This is a genomic window from Thermoanaerobacter uzonensis DSM 18761, assembly GCF_900129115.1.
Lineage (GTDB): Bacteria > Bacillota > Thermoanaerobacteria > Thermoanaerobacterales > Thermoanaerobacteraceae > Thermoanaerobacter > Thermoanaerobacter uzonensis.
Map to the genome: position 1 here is coordinate 45076 of NZ_FQUR01000016.1, position 14286 is coordinate 59361.

Genomic DNA, 14286 nt, shown 5'->3' on the forward strand with positions numbered 1-14286 from the left:
AAGTCACGCTCCTATCAAATTAGAGGCTGCTGCTTCTTCATCTCCAAGTTCGTAATTAGATATTGGAATTTGATCCTTCCATAATTCATAATACTTTCCACCTAATCTCATTAATTCTTCATGACTACCACTCTCTACAATCTTTCCTTTATCCATAACATATATGGTATCACTTCTCATGATAGTACTTAATCTATGAGCAATTATTATAGCAGTAATATCTTTACTAAATTCATATATCATATTATGTATTGTTTTTTCGGTAGTACTATCCAAATTACTAGTAGCTTCATCCATTATTAATATATCAGGCTTTTTCAAGATTGCTCTTGCTATTGCAAGTCTTTGTTTTTGCCCACCAGATAAATTTGCACCATTTTCTTCTATCATAGTTTCATATCGTAAAGGTAGACTGTTAATAAAATCATGAATCTGGGCTTTTTTACAAGCCTCTATTATTTCTTCTAATTCTATATTATCTGCTCCAAGAGTAAGATTTTCTCTGATAGTGCCATTAAAGAAAAAAGCACTCTGTGCTATGTATGCAATTTTTTCTCTTAAAACTTCTAAATTTATATCTTTTATGTTATATCCATTTATAAGTATTTCACCTTTCTCCGGTTGATAAAAACTCATTAGGAGTTTTACCAGAGTCGTTTTACCCGAACCGCTTTCACCAACAAGTGCTATTTTTTTCCCTGAAGAGATGTGTAAAGTTATATCCTCTAAAACCTTCTGCCTTGTTCCATACCTAAAAGTTACATTTATAAAGTCTATATCTCCTCTTAATGATGCAGGATTGATCTTTTTATCTTCATTTTTGCTCTTTTCTATTTCTAAATCTAGTATTTCACCTAATCGGCTTGCTGCAACTAAGGCTGTCTGTACTTGGGGCTGAAGATTTATAAGATTTTCTATAGGCTCTAAAAAGTAAGCAAGTAAAGCATTAAAGGTTAAAAGTTCACCTATGGACAACCTGCCATGTATTACTTCATTGGCTCCAACCCATAGCAAAACAAGTCCAAATACACTTTTTACTACACTTTTTAATGAAGATTGTAAATTATTTATCCACCCATTTTTAAAAGCACTTTTGACAAATTTTATGAATCTTTTTTCTGTTTCAAAATTTACCTTTTTCTCTGCATTGAATGCTTTTACAGTTTCAATTCCGTTTAATGATTCTACAAGATAAGACGTTAGTTTTGCGTTATTTTCCATCATTGTTCTATTTATGTTTTTTAAAGGATTGTTAAACACCCAGACAATAATAGCATATAAAACAACAGGAATAAGAGTTATACCGAATAACATATGATTTTGACTATATAATATAGCACCACCTACTATAACCATTAATGTATCTATCATTATAGTAAGCGTCGCTCCTGATATAGCCTCCCTTATTCTTGCCGCATCATTAAAACGAGATATTATTTCTCCTACTTCCCGCGTATCAAAGAAATTCATAGGCAGTTCAATGACATGATTGTAGTATCCAAGCATCAATGGTATATCAATATTTTGGCTTAAATATAGAAGTAACTGCGTTCTAAAGGCGTTTAATAAAACTTTAAAAACATATAATACAATGATTCCTATTGAGAACATATTGAGAGTTTTCACTAATCCATTTGGAAGTATAGAATCCATTAAAAATTTAAAATAAAATGAACTTATAATTCCTAAGACAGTAAATATTAGGGATACAAAAAATATGTGTACTATCAGTCTTTTTTGAGGTTTTAATAATGCAAAGAATCTTGAAAATAGTCCTTGTGTCTCATCCCCCTTTTTAAATTGAAACGTTGGCACCATAAGAATGAGTACGCCCGTCCATATTTTAAAAAATTCTTCGGGAGTATATCTTACGATTCCATTTGCAGGATCAGCAATAACTAATTCTTTTTTTGTTATCTTATGTATTACCACATAATGAAGTAATCTCCCGTCAATAATCACATGGGCTATTGCAGGAAGCGGAAATTCATTAAAAATATCTTCGGGTTTGTTTGCTCTAACTCCTTTAGCTGTAAAACCAAGTTTTTCTGCTGCTTTTATTAAACCGTATGCACTTGTTCCCTGTTTATCTGTTCCTGCAACTTCTCTTATTTTCGATATTGGTATTTTTAATCCATACTGTTTCGATATCGTCGCAAGACAAGCAGCACCACAATCTTTTATGTCATGTTGTTTAATGCATACATAGCGCTTAAATATGTTCATAATCTCTCACCTTTTATAAAATTATCAGTAACATCATTAAATCAATCATAAGATTACAAGTTAAATATTAACGTATTTCTATTGGTAATTATGAAGAGCAGTACATCTATTATATTGTAAATACTAGGAATAGATAAAACAATCGCAAATGAACTTAACGTTTTATTTCTATAAATCAAATATGAATAATTTAAAATTACTACCGCTAAAAAAGTTGAAATCATGTAAAATAAGCTATAGCTATGTAATATCCTAAAGATTATTGAAGCCACAATTATAAGTAAGGCCTTGTGATTATTTAAACTCTGCCTGCCCTATAAAGCATCATAAATATTTTAATGACAAAAAGCATAGAGGCTGTACTAAGTATGTTATTATATCTTCCGATTATAGGTCTTCTATTAATAGAGACTCCATATATTTTAAGGCTGTCTATAGACTAAGAGTAGAATCAGAAAGATAAATTTAGATTTAAATCTCTGGATTTTGAAAAGGCTTATGTTAGAAATATTAATTCTGTCAGCAGCCTTAATACTTTTGGCCATATTACTTTGCTTACTGTCGCTATTTTAGCTATTAAACTGGGTAAATTTGATGAGTTTAAATCTCTTAGTGGTCTGATGCAATCGGCTTAATTTTCAATGAATCTAGTTCAGGCCATTTTTTAACATTTGACCTCTACAGGATATTTATGTCCTTCTTTGGCACCTCTTTCGTTCTTTTCTTTTCACTTGTCACTTTCTTTCTGCTTGATTGGTCATTCCAATTACTATATATTGTATGTTATACATATTTTAGCTTTTGATCGTAATTATTTTTATTAATTTTTCACATCCCTACACAATTATTATAGATTTAACTCTGTCTTTCTTTATATCATTCATTCTGGATATTTATATAGCCTATAACTGGCTAAAATCTTTTTTGGGCGGATTCTTAAAATCTATATATGATCCGTAAAAAATCAAAAATAAACCAACACTTAATAAAATAATATATATTGTACTAATAAAAGAATATCTCTCAAATATTACTGGAAATACATATGACATAATATGAGTTATATTAATTATAGAAGCAAAAATTGCACCTGCAGTTGAAGAAAACTTCATTTTAAATTTATACCGTAAAACATAAGAAGCAAAAAGTATCCAAAGTGATACAATATAAGGAAACAAATCATTTTTCTTTAAAATGCTTTTATAAATATTTATTATAATTAAAATAAATACCAGTAATAGTATGATATTAAAAATATAATTTTTGTTTAATTTTAACATGAAATATCTCTCCTTTGCATTAATAGAAGGGGGGTAAAAAATCCCCCTCTTTTGAATTATCTAAAAAGATCTACGACACCATATCCCATTAAATAAACACCAGACAATATTGCACCAATGCCACCTACAACTTCTCCAACTCTTCTAACCCCATTTTTTTCTTTTACTGAAGCCCCAATCATCTCTACACCTAATACTACTCCAGCAAGGCCTTCAAGATAGTGTTCAGCTGCAGCTTTTATATCTCCACCATCAACAACTATTAAATCATCTTCTGTCAATTCCATAAATTCATTCATTGGTATTACAGCTTCCATTCCTTTCCCTCCTCTCCTTTCTGACTCCAATCGCGTGATTTTCATCTATTTTTAACATGCCATGCATGGCAAATTTTTTATCACTTACGATATATGTAAAACACTCGCTTTTCTTTCTTAATTTTCTCTAAGCTCACATCTATTTCTATATCCTACCTTTAATTTAATATAAAATTTTTTCCTTGTCTACTACATTTTTCTGTAGTTTCACGTTCTTTTAATCTAAGCTAAAAAAGTAGGATTCTCTCTCCCATCTTATTTTCCCCTTATCTTTAGGTTCTATTGGTTCTATCAAGAGCTAACACCAACTGAGACAGACCATTTACCGTTGATGGAGGTAACTTTTTATTATTTTAGATCTGCTGTCCTATTTTATTCCTGCATATTTTAAAATATTTAATTTATTCAGTAGATTAACTAATTTACCAAGTTTCTTTCATATTCACCATTTCTTTATAACTATTTTAATACTTAATAATATAAAAATAAGCTGCATCGCAATTTTTTATTTTAGGTTGTTTTGTGTATATGTAACGTTTTAATGTACACCTTTTATTCTTAAATTTACTTTATGTTTATCGAGTGTATTATACTACTCATTACATTTTTTAAGTTTGCTAATTAAAATTAAATTCCCATTATAGAAAAACATATAGTCAATAAAACTGATATGGAAATACCCCATATAAATCCTATAATTATTTTTTCTTTCACTTCATCAGGTTGTTTCAATGGGGAATACTTGTAATTCTTAGTGTATACTATATAATTAAGTATTAAAATTACACATGGGTCAAATATCAAAGCTATTACTACTATAATATTTGTATTAGCAATATTACCTGAAATCAATAAGTTCATTAAAAATACCAAAGAAGATAAAACTGAAATTATAGAAATTAAAAAAGTCAAAAAAAACAATAGTTTTTTCATTTTCTTAGAACGCATTTTATCGTACCTCATTTCTTTAGTTTCGAGTTATCAGCAAGTAAACTTGCTGATAACTCGAAGTTTCAATTAGATTAATGACTAAAACCATAGCCAATTGTTGCACCGCCTATACCAGATGCAGCAACTGTCAAACCTGCAAGTGCAATTTCACCTGATGTTCCAGCTCCTAAGATAACAGCTACAGGTACAAAAGCAAGTCCAGCACTAACCGCTAAAGCCGCAGCTCCTAATACAATGCCTGTACCTGCTGCAACAACAGCCCAATTAACTCCACCATCAATAACCATTAAATCATCTTCTGTCAATTCCATAAATTCATTCATTGGTATTACAGCTTCCATTCCTTCCCCCCCTCATTTCTGACTCCAATCGCGCGATTTTCATCTATTTTTAACATGCCATGCATGGCAAATTTTTTATCACTTACGATATATGTAAAACACTCGCTTTTCTTTCTTGATTTTCTCTAAGCTCACATCTATTTCTATATCCTACCTTTAATTTAATATAAAATTTTTTCCTTGTCTACTACATTTTTCTGTAGTTTCACGTTCTTTTAATCTAAGCTAAAAAAGTAGGATTCTCTCTCCCATCTGTATTGTAAATTAATATGTACCGCATGAAAATATTTTTAAGGATGGATGTCATTTTTATCATACAATGGTAAAACTTTTATTGTTATGAAAGCTTTAAGATTCGTTACAATTTCTAACCTTTAGATATATCTTCTAATTACATGTTATCTACTAATAAAAAATTTTTTGTAATTTAAGGTTTCCTATAAATGAAGATTAAATCAGAAAGATAAATTTAGATTTAAAACTCTGAATTCCGAAAAGCTATTGTCTGATTGTTGGTGTTAATTACTATGTGCTATATAACATATTTATACAATTATACAGGCTTAACTAATCGCTCCTATGCCTATTAATCTTGTTGATTATAAGTATAAATAGTTATAACTAAAAACCCAAATAAATGGTATGAAAAGTTTTAATTAAAAATTATCAATAATAATGCATTTATTATATTATGAATACTATGAATAGATAAAACAATTTTAAATGGTGTCAAAGTTTTATTTTTATAGAATACATATGAATAATTCAAAATCAATCCTGCCAAAAATGTTGAAAAAATATAAATATAACTATAACAATGCGATATACCAAAAATTATTGAAGCTACAATTATAAGTAATATTTTATGATTATTTAAATAATTTATTTTTTTTAATAAATAAATCAAAACAACCTGATACAAGTACGTTTCAAATACTGGACTAATAATTCCAACTAAAATCAGCATTAATATTGGTGACATGTCAAATTTAGGACCATTAAAATTTATATTTGAAATGTTCGTATATATTGCTATTACATTATCTATTAGAAAGGAAAATACCACCATTGTTAAGATATAACCAAAGTCAGAAACATTATTTATGTAATTATAAAATATTTTATTAATCTTCATTAAGATACTCCTTATCTTTGTTGTATACTATTTAAATGGAAAAATTTAACTTTTCAATAAAAATTGTTATTACAGATAATAAATTAGTTAACATATATATTAACAATATTACTGATTCTGAAGACATTTTTTTGTTATTATACAAAATATATGAATATGACAAAATAATGCCAAATAAAAACATTGGAATAAAACTATTATAATACGTAATAGCTAAAAGTAAAGACGAGAAAAGTATTAATAGCAGGTTGTTTTTCACATTAACTCTCCTTAAAATATTTATTACTATATGCTGGTACAAATAAGTGTTAATTATAGGATAAACAATTAGTAATTTCCCTAACACTTCTACGGTATTTAAAATTCCTTTATAAGGAATTATATTTGTTACATCTTGCGCAACAATTTTATTATTGAATATTATTGTCACTAAAAAATACGATAAAAATGATATTATAACAATATATTCTAAATCATTTAGATCATTTAATAAATTTGCTAATTCATTTAATCTTTTCATATTTAATGCTCCTTTTACAATTATTTTTTTATATAACTTACACATATTTTATTGCTCTCTTAAAACCTTATATATTGGCATTACTTTTCCCATATTCAGAATCGTAATATTATTTATCTTTTCATTTGTAGACGTTTTACTGCTAGACTTACCATATTTGAGTATATTGAATCTTGGTATAATAGAAAAAGACTACATAGTAGTATAGGATATACTATGCAACAATTTGAGGATTTAATTAAAAAGTCAGCATAAAAATTTCGAGTTTTTGTGTCTACTATATTGACATAAATCCACATGATTCACTGTATCATACTTTTATTAGTCCTTTCGCCTATAAATTTTGCTAATTATAATATAAATAGTTACAACCAGGAAACCTGTAATAAATGGTATGAAAAGTTTCAATTAAATCACCTCCAAAAATATTAATCCTCACGAATAATTATTCACATGTAAAATATCGAACAAAAAAGCTATTACACTAATTTCTAAGCTTTTTATCTATAATCTCTTTTGATACTCTTTTGAGATACTCTATACGTTTATCAATAGGTGGATGTGATTGTAGCTTTTCTCCTAATTTGCTAATTCGTTTTACAGTATTATTTAATTCAGCGATTTTTAATAGTGCTGAAATATAAATTGTTACATCTATTCCGCTCCTAATTACATATTCGTCTGCAGATTGCTCTTGATTACGAATAATTGCAAGAATTAAATACATATATAAAATCAATCCAGAAAATGCTACCAAAATTCCAAAAGGGATTGAAATATGAATATACTTTTCTATATAATCCATAATACTCCCTAATAAAACCATAAGTGGATATATAAATAAAATTAATATTATTCTTATTAAAAGATGCCATTTCTTCCAATGTCCAATTTCATGAGCAAGGACAGCTTTAATCTCATCAACATTCAAATTCTTAATTAAATAATCTGAAATGAAAATATACTTCCCTCTTAAACCAGTAACAAATGCATTTGCTTCTCTACCTTTCATAGCCGGCCATTCATAAATTTTTACTTTGTGTATACTATATTCAGCCAAAAATTTACTTAGCTCTCTATTTAATTCATGATCTTTTAAAGGTTTTGCTTTTAACAGAAGTTTAACAATGTATGGATAAAACATACCCGCCAATATAACAAAACCCACCCATACAAAATACTGCAACAATTCATTTTCTTTATATTCTCCTATAATAATAGCTCTACCAATAATAACTATAGAGGCCGGAATAAAAATCGTTAATAATTGTCTTATTGTACTATCAACTTCATCCCAATAAGTCAACTGAACATCCCTTATCTTTTTATATGTATTATGTGAAATAATTTGATCTAATATTACCAGCAAAGCAATTAATGCCCATACCAATATTAGTGATAATATTCTGTTTTTATGAACATCTATATATCCCATTATCTTTGCGATAGCAAATGCCGATATAAACAAAGATATTATTACAATTACTCCCTGTAAATATTGGTGTAAAAAATTAAATTTATAAAGCACATATTCTCGTAACATTTTTTTGTTATAATACATATCTAATATTCTTTTGTTTATCCATATAGAAGTTATTATATTTAATAAAATTGCAGCACATATTAGTAATATATATATAATCATAATATGCCTCCACAGAATCTTTGTTTTATTTCACTTAATTAAAAAAAATATAGCATATGGCGGAATTAAATAATTCCGCCATATTTCATTATGTTTACCACCAGCCAAAAAGTGCATATGATGCAGCTCCGCCAAGTGCACCAAGAATTCCTCCACCTACAACGCCAGATACAGTTCCAACAACTGGAAGAGTCACGCTCCCTCCAGCAGCACCCGCTATTGCACCTGAAACTGCGCCTGTACCAATAGATTTCCCAAATTCCTTCCAAAACCAAGCTCCACCATTAATCATCATCAAACTTTCATCTGTCAATTCTAGAAACTCTAGATTTTGAAAAGGCTATAATACATTTACACAATTATACAGAGTTAACTTATATTATAGTAATACTGAAATATTTTACATAAAATTTTTCACTTAATTTGGCTTCAGATGGTCTATTTAGGCATTTCATAATTCATTTTCCAGATACAAGATCAATTATCTGCCTTTACGGATAAATAAGAAAAGTAGTATATTTTTTAAAAATAAAAGATAATTATGATATATATTTTTATTTTTTGCAAAATAAAGAATAATAATTATATTAAATATAATTATTGGTAACAAACAAATAAAATTTAATAAATCCGAAAAATTAAATATATTTCTTAAAACTTGAACTAAACTTAAATAAGTTATAATAATTATAGCCATCACAAATATATTTTTTGAAGAAAAAAGATACGCATAAAAAGCCATGAATGTTACAAGTATCATAAAAAGAAATAAAATATTATATTTCTGCCTACTATAAGTAAAAAGCCAGAAATTAGCAAAAATAGTAATAAGCAACAAAATATCAATTATTATTTTATTTGAAAACAGTTTTGTCAAATTTCTCATCCTCCTATATTTTCTAGGCCTCCTATATTCACCAGAGGCTGCCTATTTATATACAAATAAACAGCCTCTAGAAGTTTAATTTTCAGTTTGTAGCTAATCCATAACCAACGTATGCACCTGAAGCAGCACTTCCAATTAAACCAGCAATCAATATCGGAACGGTTATTTCAGGTGCTGCTGCAACTGCAATAATTATGCCCACTTCTCCCATTACCCCTGTATAAACTCTATCCCAATTAACTCCACCATCAACACCCATCAAATCATCTTCTGTCAATTCTACAAACCTATTCATTGGTATTACGACTTCCATTTCTTTCCCTCCTCTCCTTTCTGACTCCAATCGCGCGATTTTCATTTATTTTAATCTGCCATGCATGGCAAATTTTTTATCGCTTACGATATATGTAAGAAACTTGCTTTTCTTTCTTAATTTTTCTTGAATTCACATCCATTTCTATATCTTACCTCTAATTTAGCATAAAATTTTTTTCGTTGTCTACTACATTTTTCTGTAGTCTTCACGCTCTTTAATCAAAACTACAATAGTTAAAAATACTTCTCCTAACAAGACAAATCCGTCATTAACTCAAACTAAAGAAAATGTAATAAATACAATTTACTCTATTAGACCCGTTAGAATTGCTTTAGCAATTGCCTCTCTTGTACTCCGAACATCTAATTTTCTGAAAATATTTCTTTTATGATAATTTATGGTATTTATGCTTATTCCAAGTTCTTCTGCAATTGCGATATCTTTGTATCCTTTCATAGCTAATTTTAGAACCTCTAACTGTTTCTCGGTAAGCTTAACTTTACTATTGTTTACTTTATTTCCAACCATACTTACATAGTCACTAACAATTTTATATGCTAATAATTCAACAACCACCATCATTTCATCAACCATACTATCTTTTATTGTTGATAAATCTAAATATCCTATTATCTCATCATCAACAATAAGAGGTATAGCAATGCAATACCACTCTTTAAAAATATTGCAATAATGTTGTTCAGGTTTTAAATAAACCAGTTGGTTTAGTCTCATCGCTAATGAAATCGCATTTGTACCACAACTCTCTTCCTTAAAAGAAGTTCCTCTTTTAAATCCTGTTTTATCAATATTATTATAGATTCCCTTTTCATATACCATTTCCAAAAGGTAACCCTCAGTATCGGTTAATAAAAACACGTATCTCTCTTTGATTTGCTTGAAAATACTATTAACGTTTTTTCTAAAAACATTTATAAGTTCGTTATTTTCTCTTATTTTTAACTGCAACTCCTGTTTTCCCAAAAATATCAAAGGATTATCTATAGTCTGTGTAAGTTCCATTTTTAAACATCTTTTATGAGAATAAAGCACTTCATCAAATATTAATTTATTCATAGGGCATCACCTTAGTAATTCTCACTTTCTGTAATTTTATGGATTTTGCAAACACCTTATCAAACCTACTATTTTCTAATTTAAATCAAAATTTAACATACTTTTCGACCATTTTTTATATTATATCACTTAATTTATAAAATTTGTTGATTTTGGAACGAAAGTGTCGATTTTGGGAGCGAAAATGCATTTTTCACCTAATATTTCCCAATTTACATTGCGTTCTCGGACTGTGTAAAAACAATCAGATTAAATTTGCATAAGTATGATATAATGATAATAAGAAGATGTTTTAAATCGAGGTGTAAAAAATGTTAAAATTTCGTGTTAAGGCAATTACGATGGACGTAGAAGGAAATTTCTCCGTCCTATTGACAGATGAAGAGGAAAAGAAAGTTTTACCTATAGTTATAGGTCCACTAGAAGCTCAAAACATAGCAATACCTCTTCAGGGAATTACACCGCCTCGTCCTTTAACTCCCGACCTTTTAAAATCTGCTATTGAACAACTTGGAGGAAAACCCGAAAAAGTTGTGATTACTGATTTAAAAGATGACACTTATTATGCGGAGCTTTATATAAAACAAGGGGATAGAGTTATAAAATTAGACTCAAGACCCAGTGATGCGATAGCTTTGGCAATGCGCACTGATATACCAATTTTCATAAATGTTCGTTTAGCGGAATTCACCTATGATATGACAGATTTAAAATTTGATGATGGCGATAATTAAAATTCTACTGACCCTTTTAAAAATTTAAGAGGGTCAGTAGAATTTTATATAAAAACTTTTTAAAAAATTCAACCATCACTACTAAATCATGAAGATTAACTATGCCATTTGGCAGTAAAAGCTTCTAAACAAAAAAGATTTTTTGTATAGAAACCTTTTAAATTCAATTGTAAACCTATTTGAAATTTAGATTCATATTATATATTTGATTATATTGTCAGGAAATATTGACTTTATTTCATTCGTAAAAAATTCCTTCATTTCATATATCTCATTATTTTTGTACACAAATTTTTTGTATCCAAATTGACCGACTTTACAGACCCTTTCTTCATCATTCATAGGTAGTGTATTTTCAGGAAAAATCTCTGATATAGTACTTTTTGCTTTTGCTGTGTATCTATGTGAAATAATTTCAAATGTTATTGGATATGCAGTTTTTTCAGGTATACTTTCTTTTATTTTTAATAATAGTTCCTTATAATCTTTTTTCCAACTATCGTATAAAAAAACAGGTGCGATCAAAAAACCCATAGGATAGCCTGATTCAATTATTTTCCTGCTGGCTTCCAACCTTTTATCTAGTGACGGAGTCTTTTTCTCATATTCGTTTATGATTTTTTCGGTATTTAAACTGAATCTCACCTCTGTATGACCATTATGTTCAATATCAAGTAGTGTATCTATGTCCGTAAACTTTGTTACAAATCTAAACCTCCCCTTTTCACTTTTGCTAAAAAATTCTATCGCGGATTTTAAAATGTTTGTATATGGTTCTACTGGCACTGGATCTGACGTTGCCGAACCTTCAAAGACTGTCATTTCCGGTTTCCTTGCTTCAATATAACCATTTGCCCAAATAAATATGTCATCTATGTTAACATTGACCTTTATGTATGGTCTCTCGCTTAAATTTGTATTAAGATAGCAATATTGGCATTGACCTGCACATCCAGATAGCAGAGGTAGCTGATAATTAGCCGATGGCTTACAAGATTGAAAGTCTATCTTTTTCTTGACACCCACAACTAAAGTATTTTTCCCTTCTTTATAGTAATCTCGTAGATTGTCTCCTGGTATATGTCCTTTTATCCTATTCCCTTTCATTTCTATAATCTCAACTTCTTTTTTGTCTTTAAAAAAATTGTATATGTTATGTCCTATTTTATAGTTCATTGCATTCTTTTCAAAAATGATGCGCTTAGGAATAAACATTTTCGTACTCCTTTTTTAAGTAATTTGTTTATTTCTATTCTTAGCACATTTAAAACAATATATGTAAAAAAGCACATTACATAAAAATGAACAGATTTTTTTGTTTAATTTCACTTTTAGTATCCTACCAATGTCTCCAAGTACCATCCTTCCAAAATGCATTATAGCTAATAGAATTGCAAATTTGTATATAAGACTAAACTCTTTGTTTGGTATAACATTGTTTATTACATTTCTTGCCACCATTGATTTAGGCTGCCAACTAATAATTGTCAAGTATGCATAATTGATGCTTTCTCGGCTCTCTTTTTTAATATACTTAAAACTTTCGTTGTATAAGATAATGTTTTTGTAGGACATGCATCAACACAATGACCACAGCCTACACATCTTATATCAACAACATCTTTACCGTAAAATGCTGCACTTTTTATGTCTATACTCATAGGACATGTTTCGCTACATTTGCCACATTGGATACATTTTGAATTATTTGTAGTGATTTTTTGCCCAGCAATTTTACTTATCAATCCCAAAACTGTACCCAATGGGCAATAATAGCAATATCCTCTTCCTGTAAACACAATCCAAAAAAACATAGCCATCAGAAGTTCGGCAGAAAGATACTTATACGATTCTATCTTACTTATCACATTATAATTACCACCTAAAAATACTCCAGATAAAAATAATATCCACCAACTACTTAAAAATAGAGATATTACAAAAAATAACCATCTTAATTATATTCCATTATAATAGTTAAAAATATTATAGCATATTAATTATATTTTTAAATAGCTTGGCATATTCATCTTAGGAATTACAAACTAGTTAAAAATATAATAAACTAAAATATAATTACATAAATCTACTGATCCTCTTAAAAATTTAAGAGGGTTACTTTTTTAAAAAATTGTTAACCATTATTCAAAAATAGTTGACAATTCTTTTTTAAAAAAATATAATAATTGTTGTAATAATACATTGAGGAGGAAAAATATGATAAAAACTAAAGACATGATTTTAGCTTCTCTTTTTGCTGCTATTACTTTTATAATGGGCTTTGTAAAAATCCCCTTACCTTTTTCTCCAGTACCTATCACAGGACAGACTTTCGCAGTAATGTTAGCTGGAGGACTTTTAAATCCTACATCAGCATTTTTAAGCCTTTTTATTTTTGACCTTTTAGGTGCAATTGGAATACCTGTATTTTCTGGACTTAGGGGGGGGTTAAATGTTTTAGTAGGACCTACAGGAGGATATATTTTAAGTTGGCCTTTTGCGGCTTTTTTAATTTCTTTGACTCTAAAAAATAAAAAAGCAAATTTTATTAATATTTTTATAAGCTATCTTTTATTTGCAATAATTTTTGTTTATATTTTAGGAGTAACTCAGCTCTCTTTTGTTACAGGAATACCATTTAAAAAAGCCATTTTAGTCGGGGCACTTCCTTTTATACCTGGCGACTTAATCAAAGCATTTATCGCTTCCTATCTCACTTTAAAATTAAAACCTGTTATAAAATCTAATGAAAAAAGGCAAGGTTGAACCCTTGCCTCAGTTTGTTGACAAAGTAAAAAAATATTCAAAAGGAGATATTTTGTATCGTCGCTCCGATGTTCCAAAGCGACAAAACTAAA

14 protein-coding genes and 2 pseudogenes are annotated in these 14286 nt (G+C 28.7%); 4 read left to right on the top strand and 12 right to left on the bottom strand.

Going from position 1 to position 14286, the window contains the following annotated elements:
- Nucleotides 1-3: 3 nt before the first annotated feature.
- Nucleotides 4-2226 carry a peptidase domain-containing ABC transporter gene (locus BUB32_RS09910; protein ID WP_072969240.1) on the bottom strand — a complete coding sequence of 741 codons (2223 nt, stop codon included), beginning with the start codon at nucleotides 2224-2226 and terminating at the stop codon, nucleotides 4-6.
- 301 nt (nucleotides 2227-2527) lie between these two features.
- Here BUB32_RS09910 and BUB32_RS09915 point away from each other — a divergent pair.
- Nucleotides 2528-2861 (top strand): annotated as a pseudogene (locus BUB32_RS09915) (transposase); the annotation flags it as partial.
- A gap of 701 nt (nucleotides 2862-3562) precedes the next feature.
- Here the strand turns inward: BUB32_RS09915 and BUB32_RS09925 are convergent.
- The 5 genes from BUB32_RS09925 to BUB32_RS09945 form a co-directional block, all read right to left on the bottom strand.
- Entirely contained in the window at nucleotides 3563-3823 is a 261-nt protein-coding gene (locus BUB32_RS09925; RefSeq protein WP_072969242.1) for a hypothetical protein, read from the bottom strand.
- Between the two features lie 627 nt (nucleotides 3824-4450).
- The gene (locus BUB32_RS09930; RefSeq protein WP_072969243.1) at nucleotides 4451-4771 is read right to left on the bottom strand and encodes a hypothetical protein; all 321 of its coding nucleotides are present in this window, start codon (nucleotides 4769-4771) and stop codon (nucleotides 4451-4453) included.
- Nucleotides 4772-4845: 74 nt separating this feature from the next.
- Nucleotides 4846-5115, bottom strand: a complete 270-nt coding sequence (locus BUB32_RS09935; RefSeq protein WP_072969244.1) for a hypothetical protein — start codon at nucleotides 5113-5115, stop codon at nucleotides 4846-4848.
- A gap of 652 nt (nucleotides 5116-5767) precedes the next feature.
- Nucleotides 5768-6250: a CPBP family glutamic-type intramembrane protease gene (locus tag BUB32_RS09940; RefSeq protein WP_072969245.1), complete on the bottom strand. Its 483-nt coding sequence runs from the start codon at nucleotides 6248-6250 to the stop codon at nucleotides 5768-5770.
- Nucleotides 6251-6281: 31 nt separating this feature from the next.
- Entirely contained in the window at nucleotides 6282-6770 is a 489-nt protein-coding gene (locus BUB32_RS09945) for a hypothetical protein (RefSeq protein ID WP_143152806.1), read from the bottom strand.
- A 138-nt stretch (nucleotides 6771-6908) separates the two neighbouring features.
- Here BUB32_RS09945 and BUB32_RS13135 point away from each other — a divergent pair.
- Nucleotides 6909-7025: pseudogene (locus tag BUB32_RS13135) on the top strand (IS3 family transposase); the annotation flags it as partial.
- Nucleotides 7026-7254: 229 nt separating this feature from the next.
- On the opposite strand, the gene BUB32_RS09955 reads toward BUB32_RS13135, so the two are convergent.
- The 4 genes from BUB32_RS09955 to BUB32_RS09975 all read right to left on the bottom strand — a co-directional run bounded on the left by BUB32_RS09955 (nucleotide 7255) and on the right by BUB32_RS09975 (nucleotide 10640).
- Entirely contained in the window at nucleotides 7255-8415 is a 1161-nt protein-coding gene (locus BUB32_RS09955; protein ID WP_072969247.1) for a M48 family metalloprotease, read from the bottom strand.
- 94 nt (nucleotides 8416-8509) lie between these two features.
- Nucleotides 8510-8728 carry a Blp family class II bacteriocin gene (locus BUB32_RS09960; RefSeq protein WP_200773877.1) on the bottom strand — a complete coding sequence of 73 codons (219 nt, stop codon included), beginning with the start codon at nucleotides 8726-8728 and terminating at the stop codon, nucleotides 8510-8512.
- 655 nt (nucleotides 8729-9383) lie between these two features.
- A complete protein-coding gene (locus BUB32_RS09970) occupies nucleotides 9384-9614 on the bottom strand; it encodes a hypothetical protein (protein ID WP_072969249.1) in 231 nt (76 codons plus the stop codon).
- A gap of 306 nt (nucleotides 9615-9920) precedes the next feature.
- Entirely contained in the window at nucleotides 9921-10640 is a 720-nt protein-coding gene (locus tag BUB32_RS09975) for a helix-turn-helix domain-containing protein (protein WP_234949268.1), read from the bottom strand.
- Nucleotides 10641-11005: 365 nt separating this feature from the next.
- Here BUB32_RS09975 and BUB32_RS09980 point away from each other — a divergent pair, with 365 nt between their 5' ends.
- Entirely contained in the window at nucleotides 11006-11428 is a 423-nt protein-coding gene (locus BUB32_RS09980; protein WP_072969251.1) for a bifunctional nuclease family protein, read from the top strand.
- 192 nt (nucleotides 11429-11620) lie between these two features.
- On the opposite strand, the gene splB is transcribed toward BUB32_RS09980, so the two are convergent.
- Entirely contained in the window at nucleotides 11621-12643 is a 1023-nt protein-coding gene (gene splB, locus BUB32_RS09985) for a spore photoproduct lyase (protein ID WP_072969252.1), read from the bottom strand.
- Between the two features lie 272 nt (nucleotides 12644-12915).
- On the bottom strand, nucleotides 12916-13296 hold the full coding sequence (locus tag BUB32_RS09995; protein WP_234949269.1) for a 4Fe-4S binding protein: 381 nt from the start codon (nucleotides 13294-13296) through the stop codon (nucleotides 12916-12918).
- Nucleotides 13297-13645: 349 nt separating this feature from the next.
- Here BUB32_RS09995 and BUB32_RS10000 point away from each other — a divergent pair, with 349 nt between their 5' ends.
- Nucleotides 13646-14194, top strand: coding sequence for a biotin transporter BioY (locus BUB32_RS10000; protein ID WP_072969254.1), 549 nt, complete (start codon nucleotides 13646-13648; stop codon nucleotides 14192-14194).
- The last annotated feature ends 92 nt before the right edge of the window (nucleotides 14195-14286 follow it).